Genomic DNA, 21,938 nt, shown 5'->3' with positions numbered 1-21,938 from the left:
CAATCGCGGCCGGTGAACGCCGAAAGGGTTTTTCATGCGTAAAATTTGGCTGGTGTTCGCCTGGCTGGCTTTCTGGCCGGCGGTTTCGACGGTTTCGGCCGAACCGTTCGACCTCATGCCCTATGCGCGGCTGACCGCCTCGGACACGCGCGACACCTTTTTTCTGCTCTGGCCGCGGGAAACCGAGGATGCGCCGGCCACGATCCGCGATGGCGATCCGGAAACCGGCTGGAAACCGGCGCCGGACGGCCGGCAGACGCTTTGGATCGACTTTGCGCCCGTCAGCCGCCGGGCCCCATTGTTGGAACGCCTGACGGCGGATTGGGAAAAAGCGCCCGTGGGTCCGGTCGCCTTGACGATTTACGACTATTGCGGCGGTCCCGAACGGGAAAGCGTCGAGTGGCCGAACGGGCAGGCGGAATTGGTGTTGGATGAACCGGTGCGAGGATATTGTGTCCGGCTTTCCTTGATCGATCCCGGCCCGGCCGTGCTCACTGAATTTCAGGTGTTTGGCGCGCCGGCGACGGAAGAGCCGGAGATCGACCAGCCTACTCTGGAGGACCTCGGAGACGATTATCGGCTGCACTGGACACCCGTCGGGGACAGTGTGCATCACCTCGAAATCCACTATGTCCAAACGGATGGGCAGACTCCCGATGACGCTAATCTCGTCGATCGCGATGTGATCTCGTTGGCCGAACGAATTCCGAAACCGGCGACGTCGGGCTATCTGGCGGCGGTTCCGGTGGCCGAGGACGGCGATACCGGCGAGCCGTGGTATCTGCCGATCGAGGCGCGTTCGGCGCCGCGGTTGGCCGATAGCGGGGTGGTCGAGGGCTTTTACGGCCGGCCCTGGTCGCACGATGAACGCCGGGCCATGCTGCGCTTTCTTTCCCGTCTCGGCCTCGGGCTGTATATCTACGCGCCGAAAAACGATCCGTTGCATCGCGACAACTGGCGCGAATCCTACGATTCCGGCGCGATGGCTCGTTTTTTCGAGCTCAATCAACTGGGCGCCATGGTCGGCGTGACTTTCTCCTACGGCATCAGCCCGGGAAAAGACCTGGACATGGAAAGTGACGACCCGGAAATTCTCCTTGCCAAGTTGGCGGAATTCGCCGCGGGCGGCGTGCGCCATTTCACGCTGCTGTTCGACGATATCGAGGGCGACCTGGCGCGGCCGATCGACGGCGCGTTGGCGGCGGAACACGTGCAACTGGCCAATTGGCTCAAGGATCGACTTTCGAGTCAAGCCGGCGAGGAGATTTCCCTCTGGTTTGTGCCGACGGTCTATTCCACGTCCCGGCAGAACGATTGGCCGGGCGGCGCCGAATACCTGGCGGTACTGGCCGATCTCGATCCCGACATCGTCGTCATGTGGACCGGCACCGGCACGTCCAGCCCGACCCTGAGCGCGGCCGACCTGGCCGAGGTCACCGCGTTGACCGGCCGCAAGCCCGCGATCTGGGAAAATATGCATGCCACCGACGGCGGCGACGGCTTCTGGGGCAGGGTTTATCTGGCTCCCTATCACAACCGCGCCGCCGATCTGGTCGGGGCGGTGACCGGCATCGTGGCCAATCCGATGATCCTCGGCTCGGCGGATCGGCTGATGCTGGGCACCTATGCGGAATATCTGCGCGACCCGGCGGCGTACGATCCGGAAGCCGCTTTGCGGAGAAACGCCCGTTTGGAAGCCGATGCGGCGAGCGATCGGGATCTGGCGTTGAACCAGGCGCAAACCTGGTACGGTTTTGCCGGCGTGTCCATCTGGGACGAGCCGATCTATCCGCTGATGGAAGCTTGGATGGATCGCTTCGTCGCGGTGATGGAGGCAGGCGACGTCGATCCAATCCTCGCGGCGGGCGGCGCGCTGCTGAACGTCGCGGCTCGCCTGGCGGTCGCGCGGGACGAACTGCATCACAGCGGCTTGGATCCGTTGTTGGTGGATGATTTGATGTTCCCGGCCGATCGCCTTTTTCACGAGGGCTATGCTCTTTTATCCACCTTGACCATGGCTGGAAATCGCTACGCGGGCGAACCGGCCGACGCGGCAAGCCAAATGGCCGATCATTATCTGCTGGCCGGTTCGAAGGACCGCTATCAACTCAGTGTGCTGGTTACGGCTTTGTTCAAAAGCCGGGTCGCGCGCGGCGATCTCGTCCCGTTCGGCTTTGTCGCTCCGGTCATCGTGGACCCGGAAACGATGACCGCCCGACAGGGCGAAGCGTGGTCGTACTCGCCCTCTCCCGACGGTTCGCCCGCGATTTTCGGCTTGCCCGGGGCCTCGGTACGAGAAAGGGAAGTGGTCTGGACCCCGACCCATCCCGGCGTATATCATGCGCTGCTTACCGTGCGCGGCGCGAACGGCTGGGCGTGGCGGGATCTGGCGGTGACCGTGTCGGCGGCAACGGACGACGACGCCGTTGATGACGATGATGACGACGACGACAACGACGATAGCGATCGGGCCGCCACGGACGACGAGGAAAACAATGTCGATGACTCGGGTTGCGGCTGCTGATTCGTCGTGGGCCTCGATCCGGTCGGACGAGGTGTCACAACGATGAAACGCACTGGGTGGGTCGTCCTCTTTCTCTTCTGCCTTTTCCCTCTTTTCACCGTCGGTTGCGAACAAAACGACTGTCATTGCGATGACGACGATGCCGCCGGCGGGACCGACGACGATGCCGGCTCGTCGACCGACGACGACGACAACGACGACGACAGCACGCCGCCCCTGGTGTGCGTCGAGGGAGAGCGGCGCTGCGGGGAAGGGGACGTGCCCGAAGAATGCGCCGGCAATCAATGGGTGACGCTCGCCGCCTGCCCGCGGATGCAATACTGCAATTTCGGCGAATGCCTCGATACGCTGGTCGATCTGCCGATCGACGAGACCCCGCATCTTTCCATCGTCGAATGGTGGTATTGGACCGGCAACCTGACGGGCGAGGACGGCAACGTGTACGGTTTCGAGATCACCTTTTTCTACGGCACCTCCCTGATCGGGTTGCCGATCTGGTCGATCAATACGGCGATCATCGACCTGCAGGGCGGCGTGCACCGCGAGGAAGCCTGGCTCGACTATCATGACGCCGACGAAACGCCCGGTGAGTTGCACCTGATCAGCCGGACGGCCACGGTCGATCGCTGGGACGACAGCAATTACGAGATCGCGTTTTCGGCGGACGAATACGACATCGAGATGATCCTGACCGACCTCAAGGGGCCGATCTTTCACGGCGGCAACGGTTCGGTGCGGATGAGTTCGCGGACGACCGATTCGTTTTACTATTCACGGCCGCGGTTGGACGTGGCCGGGACGCTGTTCAAGGACGGGGCGCCGCTCGCAGTGGCCGGCGAAGCCTGGATGGACCATCAATGGGGCAACTTCGTGCCCTTCGTGCTGGTCGGGTGGGATTGGTTTTCGATGCGGCTGGACGACGGCGCGGAAATCATGTTTTTCATCTTCCGCAGCGAGGAACACAACCCGGCGGCGGTCGATATGGCGCTGGGAACCTACGTCGACCCCGACGGCGATCAAACGATCTTGTCGCAGGACGAGGTGATCGTCACGCCGCTTGGTTCCTGGACCAGCCCGACGACCGGCGCGACGTATCCGCAAAATTGGCGGTTTGAAATCCCCGGTTACGGCACCGACGTCACGATCACCTCCGTGATGCCCGATCAGGAAGTGCCGAACATTTTCTGGAACTATTGGGAAGGGCTGTCGCGCGTCACGGGTAAAAACCAGGACGAACCGGTGAACGGCGTCGGATTCGTCGAGCTTTCCGGATATGCCGGCCGGCCGATTTTCTGGTTCCTGTTCGACGTTTGGGACGACTCAAAGGCGGTCGGGTCAAACTAGTCGTCTCGTGGTAAACGATCCGTTAATCGTCCGACGGCCGCCCCCGCGAGGCCGAAGGGCGAAGCGCTCAAGACAACTTATTATTATCCCATTTGACAGTCGTGCGTTTGCCGTGTTGTGATAGCTCTCGGATAAAAATGGCAACCGACAACCGGTTTTTTTATTGAAAATCACAAGCGGAAGATTCCCATGCCGGGATAGCTTATTGTTCCCGGTGAGGGGGCTTTTTTCGATTGAAAATAGCGTAAATTCGGATGGCTCATTATCGATAGCTGACTTCTTCACCAGCAAAAAAATATCCTAGGAAGGCGCCAGATGGGAATTGAAAAAAAAAGCGAAGGCCGAATAGGTTATCGTTCGGCGGAGATATTTGGAATCCTGACAGCGCTTCTCGGCTGTTTGGTCCTGATCGGATGGTTCTCCGGCTTTTCTCTGTCGGCTTCCATTGACTCTAAGCTGATTCCGCACGCTCCGGAAACGGGGGTGTTGCTGGTTCTTTACGGGATCGGCCTTTTTTCCCTGGCCCATCGTCCGGACAACGCCTGGACCCAATGGTACGTCCGATCATCCGGATTGTCGGGTGCGTTGTTTTTTGCTTTTTTGCTGACGGCGACCTGGTTGAATATCGATTTGGGCATCGGGCATATGAGCATCAGGACGGTACAAAACGGCGACACCGTGCTGATCGGTGGCATGTCGGCGATCACCGCCGTTTGTTTTACGATTTTCGGGCTAGCTCTTTCGTTATTTTCCTGGCGGTCAGGGGCGAAACCAAAATTCGTCATTCTCGCCTTCGGGTTATCCTGCCTGGTAATGTTGATCGGCAGCGCGTTTTTTCTGGCCTATCTTTTCGGCTATCCCCAGGTATATGAAGGGCGACTTTTCCCTCCATCCATGGCCGGTGCCTTGTCACTTGCCCTGCTTGGCTTGGGGCTTTCGGTTTTATCAGCGCGCCGGATCTGGCCGATCATCGAATTGGATGACCCCGAAGCCGCCCGGACGGGGTATCGGCTGTTGGCGGCCGTGGCTTTGCTCGGGATCGGCATCATTTCCACCGGATATATTTATTATCAAAACTACGAAAAGCGTTTTCGCCACGAAGTGGAACTCCGCCTGACGGCGATCGCCGAATTGAAAACCGCCGAATTGACGAATTGGTATCAGGACCGCCTGGCCGACGGCGCCATTTTCTACCGAAACGAGGCGTTTGCGGCCATTGCCCGGCGTGTTTTAACGGATTCATCCGACCGGGCGGCGATGCAGCAAATGATGAAGTGGCTCACCCAGGTCGGCGCCGCCTATTCCTATACGCGGATCTTCCTGCTGGATCGGCAGGGCGAGGTGCTAATTTCAACCCCGCCCAGCAAGGACCCGGTATGCTCCGAATTGCAAAAAGGCGTTTTGAATGTCCTCCAATCGGAGCAGATTGAAATCCTGGATTTTCACCGGGACAGCTTGCGACAGCCGATTCATTTGACGGTTCTAGTGCCGCTTTTTGACGAATTGAAGCCCGGTCAGCCCATGGGCGCGTTGGCTTTGTGGATCGATCCGAGCATCTACCTCTTTCCCTTCATTCAACGCTGGCCGACGGAAAGTCAAAGCGCCGAAACCTTGCTGGTTCGCCAGGATGGTCCCGACGTCTTGTTTTTAAACACTTTGAAATTCGATCCGGACGCCGCGTTGCGCCGGCGGATCCCATTGACCGAGACGGCCGTACCTGCCGTGATGGCGGTGCGGGGCAAGAGCGGCGTCGTCGAAGGGACGGATTATCGGGGGATGCCGGTCATTGCCGCCGTGATGGCGGTTCCAAGCACTCCCTGGTACCTGGTGGCGCGCATCGACAAGGCCGAGGTATTCGCGCCGCTACGCGAACAACTCTGGATCGTGGTGCTGCTGGTCGGAATTTTGCTGTTGGCGATGGGCTCCGGCGTCGGTCTGGTCTGGCGCCGCCAACGGATTCGCGCGTTCTGGGAAAAATACGAGGCGGCCGAGGCGTTGCATCAGAGCGAGGAGCGCCATCGCATTACCTTGATGAGCGTCGGCGACGGAGTCATCGTCACCGATGCCGAGGGGCGGGTTGAAACGCTGAATCCGATCGCTGAAACCCTGTCCGGTTGGACGCGCACGGAAGCGATCGGCAAGCCGGTGGAGGAAGTTTTTCGCCTGATTCACGAGGAAACGCGCGAGACCATGGACAGTCCGGTGCGCTTGGTCCTGGCGCACGGTAAGACCGTCGCCCTGGCCAATCACGCCGTCCTGGTGGCGAAAAACGGGGCGGAATGCCCGATCGCCGACAGTGGCGCACCCATCCGCGGGGCGGACGGTGGGTTGACCGGCGTAGTGCTGGTTTTTCGCGACCAGAGCGCCGAACGCGCCGCGCGGCAAGCTTTACGCGACAGCGAAACCGCCGTGCGCCGGAAGTTGAAAGCCATTCTCGAACCCGAAGGCGATCTGGGCGACCTGACCCTTTCGGACATCATTGACAGCGAATCGGTTCAATCCCTGTTGGAGGACTTTTTTCACGCCACGAATTTTCTGGTGGCGATTCTCGATCTGGAAGGCAATATTCTGGTGGCGCGCGGGTGGCAGGATATCTGCACCAGGTTTTTCCGCATTCACCCGCAAACCTGCATTAATTGCACGGAGAGCGATACCATTCTCTCGCAGGGCGTTCCGGCCGGCGAATTCCGGCTTTATCGGTGCAAAAACGGCATGTGGGATCTGGCGACACCCATCGTCGTTCAGGGGAAGCACGTCGGCAACATCTTTTTCGGGCAGTTTTTCTTCGACGATGAAATCGTCGATCGGGAGGCGTTTCGCCGGCAAGCCGCGGAATACGGTTTCAACGAAGAGGAATTTCTCGCCGCACTGGACCGGGTGCCGCGCCTGCGGCGGACGACGGTCGAAACCATTATGTCGTTCTACGCCAAGCTCGCCGGGCTGGTCGCCAATTTGAGTCACGGCAATATCCGGTTGGCGCGCGCGCTGACGGAAAGAGAGCGCTTGCTTCAATCGCTGCGCGAAAGCGAGCAGCGTTTCCGCAGCTTGTTCGAGAACGCGACCAACGGCGTGGCGATTTACGAGGCGGTTTGGGACGAGCACGGCGAGCCGATCGATTTCATCTGGCTCGAAGCGAACGCGACGTTCGCGGATTATTCGGGCCGGCAATTGTCGGAACTGTCGGGCCGGCGGATCACGGAAGTGTTCCCTGCCGCGCGGCAATCGCCGTTTTTCAACAACCTGATCCGGGTGGCCCGAACCGGCGAACCCGCGACCATCGAATTTTTCTCGGAGATCTGGCGACGCGAGTTGATCGTCGGGGTGTTTCAAGCCAGCCGAGGGCGTTTCGGCACGATTATTCAGGACATCACCGCCCGTAAAAAGGCCGAGAACGAACTGCGGCGCCGCTCCGCCGTGGATGCCGCACTGGCCGAACTGTCCGCGCAAATGCTCGCTTCCGAGGCGCCCCTCGAACGAATCGTTCCGCAAATTTTGCGCCAAGCCTGCCGGCTTACCGAAAGCGAATTCGGATTCGTTTCCGCCATCGATCCGAAAAACAATGCAAGCATCGGGATCGCCCTGGCCACAGCGCCGGATCGGATCACCTCGCTTACCGACTGGAAATCACCGCTGACGTTTCCCTGGAAAAAGGACTCGGAGGCCGGTGGTTTGACCGGTTATTCTCCCACGCGACAAAAGGCTTTTTATTCCAACGCGCCGGCGCTGCTCCCCGGCGGTGAGGAATCCCCGGCGAGCCGCCCGCCGCGCAACTTTCTCGCCGTGCCGGCGATCGTCGAGGACCACCTGTTGGGGCAGATCTTTCTGGCCGATGCGAAGCGGGATTATACCGATGAAGACCAGGAGGACATCCGGCGCCTGGCCGAATACCTCGGCTTTTCCCTGCGCGATTGGCGGACGCGGGACAAGCTTCGGCAAAGCGAGGAGCAACTGCGGCAGGCGCAGAAAATGGAAGCGGTCGGCCGCCTGGCCGGCGGCATCGCCCATGATTTCAATAATTTGTTGACGGGAATAACCGGTTTTACCGACATCATCCTGGCCGGAATGGAGGAGGATGACCCCGTCCGATCGGATTTGGTGGAGGTCAAATCAGCGGCCGACAAAGCGGTTTCGCTGACGGCCCAATTGCTTGCTTTCAGCCGCCGGCAAGTCATCGTCCCGAAAATCATTGATCTGAATGAACTGCTGACGGAATCGATGAAAATGTTGCAACGGCTGATCGGCGAGGACATTGTTTCCAGGTTCAATCCGGATTCGGAATTGGCGCCGATCAAAATCGATCCGCAACAAATCGATCAGGTATTGGTCAATCTGGCGGTAAACGCGCGCGACGCGATGCCGAACGGCGGGGTACTGACCATCGAGACGAATGACGTCATGATCGACGAGGAATATGCCCGCGACCATCTGGAGGTCAAGCCGGGCCGGTACATCCAACTCGTGGTCAGCGACAACGGCACGGGGATGACGCCGAACGTGATGGAACATCTGTTCGAGCCGTTTTTCACCACCAAGGAAAAGGGCAAGGGCACCGGGCTGGGCCTCTCGATGGTTTACGGCATCGTCAAACAAAACGGCGGTTTCATTAACGTTTATTCGGAACCGGGGATCGGTTCCTCATTCAAGATTTACCTGCCCAAAGTCGAAGGCGATTTGGATCCGTTGAGTAAAAAGCCGGCGGCGGAATTGCCGCCGCGCGGGCATGAAACCATTCTGTTGGTCGAGGACGAAGACACCGTGCGCAATCTGGCCGAACGCGTACTGTCGCAGCAGGGCTATCAGGTCATTTCCCGGAAAGATCCCGAGGAAGCGCGAGCGTTGATCCGGCAGGACCATCAGCAGATCGATCTGTTGCTGACCGACGTCGTCATGCCGAAATTGAACGGTAGGCAACTATTCGAGGCGGCGCAAGCCGTCCGGGCCGATCTGCGCGTGCTTTTCATGTCCGGTTACACGGAAAACGCCATTGCCCATCACGGAGTGATCGAGAAAGGAACGAACTACATCCCCAAGCCGTTCACCGCCGATCATCTCTTGCGAAAAATCCGCGAGGTTCTCGAAGGATAGGAAATAACATCCCTTCACTCTCAGGCGGGATCGACCGGTGGCTCGTTTGCAACTTCTCTAATCGCGAGATATTCTGAAAAAGTCAAATCCCGCTCGATAAATCAATGCCCCGATAGCGAACTACAGAAAGGCGAACGTTTATGAATAAACGGCTTTTCGCGGCATTTATTCTGACTTTATTGCTGTCCACTTCCTTATTTTTCACCAGTTGCGGCGACGATGACGACAACGATGATTCAAACGATAACGAAACCGACGACGACAACGACGACAACGACGACAACGGTGAAGCCTATGCGGTAATCGACGCCGACAACGCGTCGCAGGTTCAATTGCTGCAGGAACTAAGCGGTCATACCGGAGGTATCTATACCCTCGGCTGGTCGCCCGATGGCGCCTATCTGGCGACGGCCGGCGCGGATCGCGACATTCGCGTCTGGGACGCGATCGCCTGGACCGCCACGGTTCTGACCGGGCATACCGGCAGCGTCTGGGGCGTTTCCTGGTCGCCCGACGGGGCGCGATTGGCCTCCGTCGATCTCGACGGCAATTTTTATCTTTGGGACATCGCCTCGGCGGCGCTCAACCAGAATTTGACACTCGAGGAATCCGCCGCTTACGCGGTGGCCTGGTCGCTGGATGGCGACACGATCGCGGTGGGACGGATCGACGGCTGGATCAGCCTTTTCGACGTGGAGTCCGGGTCCTTTACCGACGAATTCGCATCCAACACCACGGGCGGCCTTTCCACCGAAATCATTTCCCTGCGCTTCTCGCCCGACGGCGCGACGTTGGCCTCGGGAGGCATCAATTACGCCATCGTTTTATGGAATACGGCCAATTGGGAACAACTGGCGGAAATCCGGGCCGACACAACCGCGCGGAACGACATCAACGGTCTGGCCTGGTCAAACGATGGTCAATTGCTGGCCGCGGCGGGGCAGGACAGTTATCTCCGGCTTTGGAACACCTCCACCTACACCGAGACTTTGCGGATGAAACACGGCGATTCCTGGACCCGCGGAATTGCCTGGTCGCTGGGCAACGATGTGCTTGTCGCCACCGGCGAAATTTTTCCCGTTGATTTGTTCGACGCGCAAAGCGGGGCGGTCCTGGCGCAACTTACCGGCCACACTTCGCCGGTCTGGGCGGTCGACCTTTCTCCCGACGGGCGGTTGGTCGCCACGGGCGGCGGGCTTTATGAGTCGACGGGCGGCGACACGATCGTCCGGATTTGGGGCGTTCCGCAAAACTGAAAGAAGTTCCAAGTCATTCCAAGAACCTGGAAAAAGCCTGGGCTGTCCCTTGCCTGGTTGACACGGACACGAGTCCGGTTATGATCCGCGCAAGGCAGCGACCGGCAGGGACCGGTCCAGGTGATGATGACCGTGAAAATCGCCATTAACGGCTTCGGCCGAATCGGGCGTGCGTTTTTCCGCCAGGCGGAAAAAGAAAACGCCTTTCAAATCGCCGCGATCAACGATCTGGCCTCTCCGGCCTGCCTGGCACATCTGCTTAAATACGATTCCGTCCATGGCCGTTTCCCGGGCAAGGTTCGCGCCGAAATCGACCGGATCGTCGTCAACGACCGTGAAATCCCGGTTTTCAATGTTTCACAACCCCGGGATCTCCATTGGGACCGCCTGGGTATCTGGGCAGTGGTGGAAGCGACCGGCCGGTTGACCCGCCGCGCCGACCTGGAGGCGCATCGCGCGGCCGGGGCCGAAAAAGTTGTGCTTTCGGCCAATCCGTGCCGTGAAGATCGCAATCGAATCAAAGCCTTTGTCCTGGGAGTGAATCACGCGGATTACCGGCCGGCGAGCGATCATTGCCTGTCCAATGCGAGTTGCACGACCCATTGCCTGGCGCCGGTTCTAATGATTCTGGACCGGCATTTCGGCGTCCGGGGAGGGCTGGTCACCACCATTCACAGCTATACCCGCGATCAACGGCTGGTGGACAGCCCGCACGAGGATCTCGGCCGGTCCCGCGCGGCGGCGGTCAATATGGTGCCTACCACTACCGGCGCGACCGAGGCGATCGGTCTGGTGCTGCCGGGCCTGGAAGGGCGCTTGCAGGGTTTATCGGTTCGCGTCCCGACGCCGAACGTCAGTCTGGCCGATTTAAATGTGGTCTTGGACAAGACAACCGGCGCGAAAGAGATTAATGATTTAATGGGTCGCTATGCCACGGGCGAGTTGCGCGGTATTTTAGACCTGAACGTCGATCCGGTCGTATCCATGGATTTCAACGGTTCGACGGCCAGCGCGACGATGGACACCTTGCGAACAATGGTCGTCGACCTCAACGGCGAACCTGGACATCTGGCAAAGATAATGCTGTGGTACGACAACGAGACGGGTTATGCCGCCCGTCTGGTTGACCTGCTCAAGTTCATGATCACACTGGAAAAGGAAGAGGAACATGGCAATCAAATACGTTGACGAATTCGAGTTCGAAGGCAAACGGGTCTTTTTGCGGGCGGACCTCAATGTGCCGATCAAAGAAGGCAAAATCACCGACGATACGCGCATTCAAGCCGTGTTACCGACGATCCGCCAAATTCTTCGCAAGGGCGGCCGGTTGATCATCGCCAGCCACTTGGGCCGTCCCAAGGGCAAGCGCGAAGAGGGCTCCTCGTTGTTGCCGGTGGCCGAGCGGCTGGCCGAGTTGATCGACCGCAAGGTCATCATGGCGCCGGACGTGATTTCGGACGGCGTGAAAGTGGTTGCCAATCAGTTGAAAGAAGGCGAAGTGCTGTTGCTGGAAAACGTGCGCTTCGACCCGCGCGAAACCGAAAACGACCCGGAATTCGCCGCCAAATTGGCCGAAATCACCGACGTTTACATCAATGACGCCTTCGGCTCCTGTCACCGTGCTCACGCCACGATCGATGCGTTGCCGCGGATGGTCAAGGAAAAGGGCGCCGGGCTCTTGATGCGCAAGGAATTGCGCTACCTCCAAGAAGCGCTGGCCGACCCGAACCGCCCCTTCTGGGCCGTGCTGGGCGGCGCGAAAGTCAGCGACAAGATCGGCGTCGTGGAAAACCTGCTGGACAAGGTTGACGGCCTGATCATCGGCGGCGGCATGGCCTATACCTTCCTCAAAGCGAAGGGTTACGAGATCGGCAAGAGCCTGCTCGAAGGCGGGCGTGTCGATTACTGCCGCGAAGTGCTGGACCGGGCTGAAAAACGCGGCGTGAAAATCCTCCTGCCGCTCGATCACCTGGTGGCCGCCGAGAACACTCCGGAAGCGGCCGTGCGCATCGTCACCAACGCCAATTTCCCGGCCGACATGATGGGTTTGGATATCGGCCCGGAGACGATCCGCCTCTTCGGCGCCGCGTTGCGCCTGGCCAAGACGATTGTCTGGAACGGCCCGATGGGCGTTTTCGAAAACAAACAGTTCGCGGCCGGAACGTTTGCGGTCGCCGAGGCCATCGCGGAAAGCAACGCGGTTTCGGTGGTCGGCGGCGGCGATTCGGTCAGCGCGGTCAAGAAAGCCGGCGTAGCCGAGAAGATCAGCCACATCTCCACCGGCGGCGGCGCCAGCCTCGAATTGCTGGAAGGCAAGAAACTGCCCGGCATCGTGGCGCTCGAAGCGTAACATCACCCGGCGATGATTCATTCATTCGCCCGATAGAGGAAAACAGCATGACGCGCAGACCTATTTTAGCGGGAAACTGGAAAATGCATATGCTGACCGGCGAAGCGATCCAACTCGCCGGCGCTTTGGCCAAGGAAGTCGGCGAGCTCACCGATCGCGACGTGGTGCTCATTCCGCCTTTCACGGCACTGGCCGCGGTGCACGGCGCGATTGCCGGAACGCGGATCGGCCTGGGCGCGCAAAACGGCCATTGGGAGCCGAAGGGCGCTTTTACCGGCGAAATTTCGATGCCGATGATCAAGGACGCCGGCTGCCAGTACGTGACGATCGGACACAGCGAACGGCGGCAGTACTTCGGCGAGACCAATCAGAGTTGTCGGGCGAAGATTCAAGCGGCTTTGGTGGCCGGTTTGACCCCGATTTATTGCCTCGGCGAAACGCTCGAACAGCGCGAGGCGAACCGGACCTTCCAGGTGGTCGAAACGCAATTGGCCGAAGGGCTGGCGGGATTCAACGCCGACGAATTGGCAACCCTGGTCATCGCCTACGAACCCGTTTGGGCGATCGGCACCGGCAAGACGGCGACCCCCGAACAGGCCCAGGAAGTGCACGCTTTCATTCGCGGCCGGCTGGCCGAGGCTTTCGGCCCGGCGCGTGCCGAGGCGACGCGGATTCAGTACGGCGGCTCGGTGAAACCCGACAACGTCGACGAACTGATGGCGAAACCCGATATCGACGGCGCATTGGTCGGCGGGGCGGCGCTCAAGGCCGACGGGTTCGCCCGGATCGTGAAATTTTTGTCCTAATACGGCCGAAAAATTCAAAACGGCGGCGGATGACCGATTCGCCGCCGTTTTGATTTATCCACTTGTCAGCCGCCGGATTTTTTGTTAGCCGTGCTACCGATGCGAACCGGGGCGCCGGAAGGCGGGGAGACAGCGATGAGCAAACATGCGTTGTGGGCGGTTCTGGCGGGGATCATTCTCCTGGCGTTACCAGTGGCGGCTGGCGAACCGTTCGATCATCAGCACACCCAGTTCACGAAAATTCTGCGCGCCTACGTGAAGGACGGGCTGGTGGATTACCAAAGCCTGTCCCAGGCGCGCGGTCCGTTGGAAAAGTATCTGGATGACCTCGGATCTGTTTCCGCCGATGAAATCGTCAACTGGACCCTCGATCAGAAACTGGCCTATTGGCTCAATTTCTATAACGCCTGCCTGCTCGACGCGGTCAGCCGCAACATGCCGCTCAAGCCCGATGAGAGCGGCAATGTCAGCCCGCGTCAAATCCCCGGTTTGTGGACGAACTACAAATGGAACACCCCCTACGGCAAACAGGACCTGAATACCATGGAATTCATGCAGGTCCGCAAATTGAACAATGACTTGTGGATCTTTGCGATCAATCGAGGGGTGAAGGGCGGTGGGGTTCAGTTATCTGAAGCCTATACCGGGGACCGCGTACGCGGACAAATGAGTCAGGCCGTCGGTTTTTGGCTGGCCAATCCCATCAACTTTCAGGCCAGTCCCGAGCAGCACCAGATCAGCGTTTCCAGTTATCTGCACCAAAACATGAAAATTTTGGAACGCGATTACTTCCGCCGCGGGGAATTCATGGGTCACACCGATTACGAAATCATCGCGGCAAAATTGTACCTGGCGCACGGGACCGACAAACAAATCAAAACGCTTCTCTATTCCGGCGATTTTTCTTTGCAAAATCTGCCGTTTGATCAGAATCTCAATATTCGTTCCCCGCAATGACCCGACGCCGCTCGCGAGTGGTTGCCGAGTTTTCATTCCCGGCAGGCTTGATTGGCGTTGACCCTCAAACGGACAAATCCCGGATAAATGAAACTGATTATTTTTGATTGAATCGCCGCCGGACATTTGACTTCTGATTTTGAACCGGATAGGGTAACCAATGGGATGCGTGTAGCTTTCTTATGGGGAGATCAGCAATGAAACGTCATTATGTCGTGGTAGTCCTGTTAATCGCCATGTTGGTTGCCGTCGGGATGACCGGCTGCGGCGGTTCCGAGAAACAAGCTGATTTTACCGATCGGACAGAAGGCGGCGAAACCCCGTTGCCCGGCGACGACGATAACGGCGGGGGCAATGATGACGATGCCGGCGACGATGACGCCGGCGACGACGACGCCGGGGACGACGATTCCGGTGACGATGATGACGACAACGACACCGGCGACGATGACGACGACGATGACGACGACGATGATGACGACGATGACGACGATGATGACGACAACGACGATAACGACGACAACGACGACAACGACGATAACGACGATAACGATGACAATACGCCGTGCGATTGCAACATCGACGGCGAATGCTACGCGGACAGCCAAACCAATCCGGACAATATCTGCCTGATCTGCGACATCACCCAATCGACCGATTCCTGGTCCTATCATAACGGCGCGTTGTGCGATGACGGCCTCGTCTGCAACGGCGACGATTTCTGCGCCGCCGGCAATTGCACAGTACACGATGGGTCGCCGTGCCCGAACGACGGCTTGTTCTGCAACGGCGAGGAAACCTGCGACGAGGTCAACGGCTGTCAGGTCGTCAACGAGCCGGATTGCGCGGACGACGGCGACTGGTGCAACGGCGATGAATTCTGCAACGAAACGGACGACGCCTGCGATCACACCGGCGATCCCTGCCCGGACGACGGTCAATTCTGCAATGGCGAGGAAAGCTGCAACGGCCTTGATGAGGAATGCGAAACGACGGGCTTTCCCTGCGGTGTTCTGCAGATCTGCGACGAGGCCAATGACGAATGCGGCGATACCTGTGAGGGCTGCCTGATCGGGGGCGCCGTCTGTTACGACGACGGAACCGTCGATCCCTTCAACGCTTGCCTGATTTGCGATGTGTCCGAAAACGATCTCGACTGGACCGATAACGACGGCAATACCTGCGGCGACGGGACCTTCTGCAACGGCGCCGATAGTTGCCTGGGCGGCACCTGCTCGGTCCATGCCGGTAATCCTTGCCCGTCCGATACCCTCTACTGCAACGGCGAGGAATACTGCGACGAATTGGCCGATCAATGCAAAACCCGCAATGTTCCCAGTTGCCCGAGCAACAACCTGTATTGCGACGGCGAGGAATATTGCAACGAAACCGTCGATCGTTGCGACGTGCGCAACGTGCCCAGTTGCCCGGACGACACGCTCTACTGCAACGGCACGGAGTTCTGCAACGAGAACAGCGATTCCTGCGGGCACCGCAACGCGCCTTCCTGCCCGACCGATAATCTGTGGTGCACCGGCGACGAGTTCTGCGACGAGGATCTCAACGCCTGCTCGCACACCGGCGATCCCTGCAACGATCTCGAGGAATGCGTCGAAGCAAACGACGAATGCATCCCGGCCGTTCCGATCATCACGATCCATTCGCCGCTCAACGGCGGCACCTACAATACCTACGTGATCGATATCGACGTCGACCTGGACCGCGTGGATAACGCGGATAACGTCGCCGTTTACCTCGACGACGTGCCGATCACCGGCATCCTGACCGTGACCACCACCATCATTTCCGGCCAACTCAACGCGGCGACGGGCGGCTCGCACACCGTGCTGGTGGAGGCGTCCAACGCCGCCGGCTCCGCTTCGGCGCACGCCACCTTCCTGATCAACAAGCCGTGGGTGCGCGTCAATACGCCGCAGACCGGCGATTTGTTCTATTCCACCACGATCGACGTCGACGCCGATTACGGCAATTGCTCCAATTGCTCCGTCACGGTCACCTTGGACGAATTGGACATCAGCGGCTACCTCAGCATTTACGGCGGCAATATCCTGGGGGCCATGGAAAACGTCTCCGAAGGCAGCCATGCCATGACGTTCCGGGCCCAATCCTCGAAGGGCGATGTGGCCGAGGTCACCTCGTATTTCGAGGTCGAGCTGATCCAGCCGCACATTGAAATGACCCTGAGCCGCACGGTCATCAATACCGGTCAATACGTCGACGTGTATTACACCTTCTACGATGAAAACGGCGAACCGCAAACCGTTCCGATCACCATCCTGACCAACCCGGCGACCGGCACGGTCATCAATGGATCGCGGATCTATTTCTACAACCCCGGCTTGTTCCTGGTGTCGGTAAGCACCGAATACGGCAGCTACGGCCACATCGAGGCGAGCAATTACGTCTTCGTCAACTCATCGCAGGCGGTCAGCCTGACGCTGGATGTCGATCCGGACGAGATCACCATCGGCCAGAGCGTCATCGTCACGCCGCACGTTCGGGACGGCAACGGCAACGAAATCACCTACATGCAGGTCGGTTATTCGGTCGATCCGCCTTACGGCGCCGTCATCAACGGCAACGTCATCACCCTGTCCGCCGCCGGCCTGGTGACGATCACCGGCAACGTGTTGGGCACCGATGTTTACGCCACGGCGATGGTACTGGTGAATCCGGGCGCTCCGTACGCGCTGAACCTCTATTGCGATTTGCCGACGGTAAACGTCGGCGAATCCGTAAATTGCTCGGTGGAAATCGTTGATGCCAGCGGCAACGTCCTACCCGACGAACCTTACTATTATACGGTGTTCCCGAACGCGACGATTTACGGCGATACCATCACCTTCAATGCGGAAGGGATCTACACCATTACCGGCCACTCGTCCGACCATCCGGCGCTGACGGATGCCGTGCTGGTCGAAGTCATCGACGAGACTTTCCCCGGAATTGTGATCACCAATCCGCAACGGGCTTATTACACCAACACCGATCTGTACACCGATGTGACGGGGTACATTTACGACGTTGGATTGATGGAACCGGGAACCACGGTCCGGTTGAACGGGACGGAGATTTATTACAACGGCAGTACCGGCGATTTCGGCCCCGAACGCATTTGGCTCCAACCGGGCCTCAATATCATCTGGGTCGAAGTGGAAGATAACGAGGGCAATATCGCGCGCGCTTCGACCAGCGTGCTGGCGGCGTACGCCGAGTGGCCCAACGATTCGTGGATCCAGAACGCCCTGGGCTTGCACCTCAACAGCACGGGTTACAACGAACTGACCACCATCATCGGGTCGTATCTGGAAGACATCAATATCAAGCAAATCATCATGGCGCAGAACCCGATCTTCGACGAACGGGCCGAAGCCTGGGGCGTGACGATCGCCAGCGCCAGGGCGACCGTGACGGACGTCGAATTCTCCACGCCTTGGGTTACGATGTCGCCGACCGCGGCCGGACCGATCAACGTGACCGCGGGTATCGAATGGTTGAAAGTCTACTTTGATATCCGTTGCGGCATCTTTTCCAAGAATGCCGACGGCGACAAGTTCTACTTCACCATCAGCGGCGACGTGACGGTCCAGAACGTCTCGGCGAGCAGCGTCGCGACCCTGAGCGTCAATCCGACGACCCATCAAATCATCGTCAGTATGTCGCCGTTCAACTTCAATATCGGCACCTTCAACTTCCATATCGACAACTTCCCCGATGAACTGATCAACTGGTTCGAAGACGTTGTCCGGGAAGTCATCGAATGGGTGATCGAGGGTCAGTTGGATGCCGCGATTCCGCCGCTGATTCAGGACGTCTTCAACAGCCTGCCGATGTCGTTCAGCATCCCGGTTGAAAATCCGGTCAATCATCAAGTTGTTGAATTCAACTTTGCCGGCCAGCCGGCCAGTATCATCCCGTCCAACGGCGGTACGTCGATTTGGATGAACGGTCGAACCATGGTCGGCACGATCAATCCGGCGGTCAGGCCGTTCAACGGATCGCTGCGCACCGGAGGCAACCTCCCGAACCTCGGCGTGCATCCGGACGGCTTCCCGTTCGGCATCAGCTTTGGGCTGAACGACGATATGTTCAACCAACTTCTCTACCAGGTGTACCGGGCCGGCATGCTCCATCTGGATATGCCGGATGCGCTCAACGCGTGTGCGGCTCCGTTCTACACGCTGTTCCCGGACATCTGCGATTACTACCAGGTCGGTTCCAATCCGGTTTATCTCGACCTGAAGATTCGGCCGCAATTACCGCCGGTCATCAAGGTCAATGCAAGCAAAGCCGGCACTTTGACGACCAGCGTGCAGATCGGCGACATGTTCATGTACCTGACGACCGATGTCGACGGTGATCCCGAGACGGTTTTGAATCTCGCGGTCTCGACCAAGATTCCGACCATCATCTCTCACAACGGCTCCGACGGTACGTTGGATGTGTCCTTCGGTACGCCGACGGTCTACGTCGATACCGTGGACAATCCGCTGGCCTTGCCGGAGAACCTGTTTGAAGGCATCGGACCGATCCTGGTGTCCTTCTTGCTGCCGATCATCAACGATGCGATCAGCGGCTTCTCCTTCCCGAACTTCGTCATCAGCGGCGATGAGTACGTGATCGCCTTGAATACGCTGGCGTATCTGGGATCGACCATGGACTTCATCGGGCTGTTCGGCGATATTTGGTTCGTTCCGCCGAAAGAATGGTAAACTGAATCCGCCCGGGCGCGCTTCGGCGCGCCCTTTTTTTATCATTTTCCAGGGGGCTGACCCCCACATCCATCATTGACAGATCCGCCGGCGCCTGTTTTAAAACCCGGACCAACGATCGGGGGCCGGGTACGCCGGCCACGGAGGGATGAGTTTGGCGCAACGAATGGTTTTTCGATGTTTGGGTTTGTTCCTTTTAGCCTCCTTCGCCCTCGCTTTGGCTTGCGATGGAGAAAATGATTCCTCCAATACCGGGTCCAACGACGATGAGAATCATTCCGTCACCGACGACGAGTCGCCGGATGCGGACGACGATTCCTCACTCGACCCGGATGATGATGACGACGACGACGATGACGACGACGACGATGATGACGACGACGATGACGACGACGACAACGACGATGACAATAACGATGACAATGACAACGACAATGACGATAACGACGACAACAACGACAACGACAATGACGATAACGACGACGACACCGCTCCGCCGATTATGACCAGCGCGGCGGGGTATGCCTATCGGTTCGATCCTTCTTTCAGCATGTTGAACGGCGCTGAAATCACGGTCGTGGAGCGTCCGGACCTGCCGGCGGTCTACACCGACGAATCCGGGTATTTTTTCATCGATGCGGTTCACGCTTACGATGAATTGACGCTATTACTGAACGCGGATTCGATCTTTCCCACGCAGACCGCGACGGTTATCGTGCCGGAAACGGGGGTTGCGGACCTCACCTTCCAGGCGCCGCCGCGTGCCATCGTCTGGGCGCTGGCGCTGGTCCTGCTGACGCCGCTCGATCCGGAGATGTGTCAAATTGCCTTGACGGTTTCGCCGGCCGGCGGCAACCCGTTCTCGCCGGGTATCGAGGGCGCCGTGGTATCGATCGATCCGCCCCTCGACGACTCGCACGGTCCGTTCTATTTCATGTATATCGATCTGCCCAACCTGCCGCCGATCGACATCCCGGTGCGCGGCCTGACCGAAACCACCGATGACGGCGGCGCGGTTTTCATCAACGTGCCGCCCGGCGAATACGTGCTGTCGGCCGAAAAGGAAGGGATGGAATTCGCGCCGGCGACGATCAAATGCCGCCCGGGAGTGTTGGTCAACGCTTCGCCGCCTTATGGTTTGATGGAAATCATCGCGCCCTGACAGCGGCCGTTCTTCCTCCGGAAATAAAAAAAGCCGCGAAGCGGACCGCCTCGCGGCTGGTTCGATGCAACGAATCCTAGAAAACGAACGACAGCATCAGGTTGGCGGTCGACTCGCCGAGGGTCGATTCGCTGCCGGCGTATTCGCTGGCGATCTGGTGGGTGTCGTCGGCTTTTTGCGTGTTGGGCACGGCGTATTCGTAAGCGGCGTTGACGCCGAAGAATTTATACTGGTAGCCCAGACCGCCCGAGATGTGGTGTTCGACGATCGCCGGGAAAATCGGAAACACGGTGTCGGCGGGCACCGGATTCTTGCCGTAGTTGTAGCCGACGCGGCCGAACAGATCCTTGATGAATTCGTACTGCACGCCGACCGCCACCACGTATTGGTCGCTCCACTCCAGCGGCATCTTGTCCTTGATTTCCTTGCCGCCGACCAAGCGGTTGATGTTGGCGTTGTCGCCGTTCTTCAGGGTGACGTCGAAATTCTCCATGGTGTCGGACCAGTTGATCCAGGTGACGTCGAAGCCGACCAGCAACGGCTGGTAGAAGTTGAACGACATGCCCAGGCCCGCCTTTTGCGGCCAGGCGAACTTGATCTCGGCATCGTATTCGCCCTTCATGCCCTGGGTCGTGTCGATGCCCAACTGGCCCAATTGCTGAGCGACGGCTTGCATCGCGGCTTCTTGCGACAAACCTTGCGCCATCGCGCCCTGCACCATGCGGCCGAAGGCGTCGTTGAACTGCGCCGACATGTCCATTTTCATCGTGCCGGAGAAGTTGAGCGTGCTCTTGGTGGTGTAGGCCACGCCGATGTTCCAACCCTTCAGCGGGGTGAACATCATTCCCAGCTTGGCGCCGAAGCCCCAGGCGGTCGCGTCCTCCAATTTGGCTTTGGCCACCAGTTCATCATATCCCAGGCCGCCCGAGGCACTGGGGGCGGAGAACATGTCGCCGAAGGTCATTCCGGTCGACGGATCGGTGACGCCCTTGAGCAATGAAGGCGAGACGGTATAGGGCATTTCCATGCCCATCGAGGCGTAGCCGATGTTCAGGGCCAGGCCGACGCCGAACCAATCGACCGGCTGGATCGCCGCCGCGGGCGCGATCTTCATATAGGCGATGTTGGAAAAATATTTGGTGTCCTTGCCGAGCAGCGGATGCTCCAACTTGAAGTCGGCGCCCATGCCGCCTTGGGCGAAAATGCCCAAACCGAGGGCGAGGGGAATTTCATGGAAGCGATAGGCATACGACAGTTCGGGCATGGGGAAGAACTGCGTCTTGCCATCTTCATCGTTCAGGTCGTTTTTAAAATGCAGCGAAGGAATGAGCAGGCCGGAGCCGAAATCGATGCGACTGCCCATCAGTTGCGTCAAGCCGGCCGGATTGGTGTTGATGGCGGTGGTATCCAGGGCGATGGCCAGATCGACGCCGCCCATGCCGGCGGCGCGCGCGCCCGAGGCGGTCGTTTCCATGCCGTTCGTCGCCATGGCAAGGGAAGACAGGGTCAGCAGGAACAGCAAACTGGTCGCAAAAATGCCAATTTTTCTCATGGCCTGTACCTTTCTTTTTCGGTTGATTGAATAAAGTATTGGAAAATAAGTCATATTCTTCTCGATACGATTTTCTTGGCGCACACTTCAATGATGCGTCAATTGAATATAATACGCGTTTTTTGAGTTGTCATTAAATTCTTTAAAAAAATATAAATATATATATGAA

Annotated in this window: 11 protein-coding genes; 10 read left to right on the top strand and 1 reads right to left on the bottom strand. The window is 58.7% G+C overall.

What is annotated here, in order from left to right:
* The first annotated feature begins 34 nt into the window (after positions 1 to 34).
* From GX444_03080 to GX444_03035, 10 genes are all read left to right on the top strand, one after another.
* Complete coding sequence (locus tag GX444_03080) at positions 35 to 2,524, top strand: hypothetical protein (GenBank protein NLH47568.1); 2,490 nt, start codon at positions 35 to 37, stop codon at positions 2,522 to 2,524.
* 42 nt (positions 2,525 to 2,566) lie between these two features.
* Positions 2,567 to 3,868, top strand: coding sequence for a hypothetical protein (locus GX444_03075; GenBank protein NLH47567.1), 1,302 nt, complete (start codon positions 2,567 to 2,569; stop codon positions 3,866 to 3,868).
* 483 nt (positions 3,869 to 4,351) lie between these two features.
* Positions 4,352 to 8,953: a PAS domain S-box protein gene (locus GX444_03070; protein ID NLH47566.1), complete on the top strand. Its 4,602-nt coding sequence runs from the start codon at positions 4,352 to 4,354 to the stop codon at positions 8,951 to 8,953.
* 140 nt (positions 8,954 to 9,093) lie between these two features.
* On the top strand, positions 9,094 to 10,209 hold the full coding sequence (locus GX444_03065; GenBank protein NLH47565.1) for a WD40 repeat domain-containing protein: 1,116 nt from the start codon (positions 9,094 to 9,096) through the stop codon (positions 10,207 to 10,209).
* A gap of 126 nt (positions 10,210 to 10,335) precedes the next feature.
* Positions 10,336 to 11,397 carry an aldehyde dehydrogenase gene (locus GX444_03060; GenBank protein NLH47564.1) on the top strand — a complete coding sequence of 354 codons (1,062 nt, stop codon included), beginning with the start codon at positions 10,336 to 10,338 and terminating at the stop codon, positions 11,395 to 11,397.
* Positions 11,378 to 12,559: a phosphoglycerate kinase gene (locus GX444_03055; GenBank protein NLH47563.1), complete on the top strand. Its 1,182-nt coding sequence runs from the start codon at positions 11,378 to 11,380 to the stop codon at positions 12,557 to 12,559. The genes GX444_03060 and GX444_03055 overlap by 20 nt, the downstream gene beginning before the upstream one ends.
* A gap of 47 nt (positions 12,560 to 12,606) precedes the next feature.
* The gene (locus GX444_03050) at positions 12,607 to 13,365 is read left to right on the top strand and encodes a triose-phosphate isomerase (protein ID NLH47562.1); all 759 of its coding nucleotides are present in this window, start codon (positions 12,607 to 12,609) and stop codon (positions 13,363 to 13,365) included.
* A 135-nt stretch (positions 13,366 to 13,500) separates the two neighbouring features.
* Positions 13,501 to 14,322, top strand: a complete 822-nt coding sequence (locus GX444_03045; protein ID NLH47561.1) for a DUF547 domain-containing protein — start codon at positions 13,501 to 13,503, stop codon at positions 14,320 to 14,322.
* Between the two features lie 197 nt (positions 14,323 to 14,519).
* Positions 14,520 to 19,055, top strand: coding sequence for a hypothetical protein (locus tag GX444_03040; protein ID NLH47560.1), 4,536 nt, complete (start codon positions 14,520 to 14,522; stop codon positions 19,053 to 19,055).
* A 166-nt stretch (positions 19,056 to 19,221) separates the two neighbouring features.
* Positions 19,222 to 20,217 (top strand): carboxypeptidase regulatory-like domain-containing protein, encoded by a 996-nt coding sequence (locus GX444_03035; GenBank protein ID NLH47559.1) that lies wholly within the window; start codon positions 19,222 to 19,224, stop codon positions 20,215 to 20,217.
* Between the two features lie 76 nt (positions 20,218 to 20,293).
* Here GX444_03035 and GX444_03030 read toward each other — a convergent pair whose 3' ends face one another.
* Positions 20,294 to 21,769 (bottom strand): hypothetical protein, encoded by a 1,476-nt coding sequence (locus tag GX444_03030; GenBank protein NLH47558.1) that lies wholly within the window; start codon positions 21,767 to 21,769, stop codon positions 20,294 to 20,296.
* Positions 21,770 to 21,938: the final 169 nt, after the last annotated feature.

This window comes from Myxococcales bacterium, assembly GCA_012517325.1.
In the GTDB taxonomy this organism is placed as follows: Bacteria; Lernaellota; Lernaellaia; order Lernaellales; family Lernaellaceae; genus JAAYVF01.
The sequence above is the reverse complement of the archived record's forward strand: the minus strand, read 5'-3'. Positions and strand labels throughout refer to the sequence as shown.

Bases quoted from the DNA above. Each gene is read 5' to 3' on its own strand.
- GX444_03080 (NLH47568.1), top strand. From the start codon at position 35: ATGCGTAAAATTTGGCTGGTGTTCGCCTGGCTGGCTTTCTGGCCGGCG.
- GX444_03075 (NLH47567.1), top strand. From the start codon at position 2,567: ATGAAACGCACTGGGTGGGTCGTCCTCTTTCTCTTCTGCCTTTTCCCT.
- GX444_03065 (NLH47565.1), top strand. From the start codon at position 9,094: ATGAATAAACGGCTTTTCGCGGCATTTATTCTGACTTTATTGCTGTCC.
- GX444_03060 (NLH47564.1), top strand. From the start codon at position 10,336: ATGACCGTGAAAATCGCCATTAACGGCTTCGGCCGAATCGGGCGTGCG.
- GX444_03055 (NLH47563.1), top strand. From the start codon at position 11,378: ATGGCAATCAAATACGTTGACGAATTCGAGTTCGAAGGCAAACGGGTC.
- GX444_03050 (NLH47562.1), top strand. From the start codon at position 12,607: ATGACGCGCAGACCTATTTTAGCGGGAAACTGGAAAATGCATATGCTG.
- GX444_03045 (NLH47561.1), top strand. From the start codon at position 13,501: ATGAGCAAACATGCGTTGTGGGCGGTTCTGGCGGGGATCATTCTCCTG.
- GX444_03040 (NLH47560.1), top strand. From the start codon at position 14,520: ATGAAACGTCATTATGTCGTGGTAGTCCTGTTAATCGCCATGTTGGTT.
- GX444_03035 (NLH47559.1), top strand. From the start codon at position 19,222: ATGGTTTTTCGATGTTTGGGTTTGTTCCTTTTAGCCTCCTTCGCCCTC.
- GX444_03030 (NLH47558.1), bottom strand. From the start codon at position 21,769: ATGAGAAAAATTGGCATTTTTGCGACCAGTTTGCTGTTCCTGCTGACC.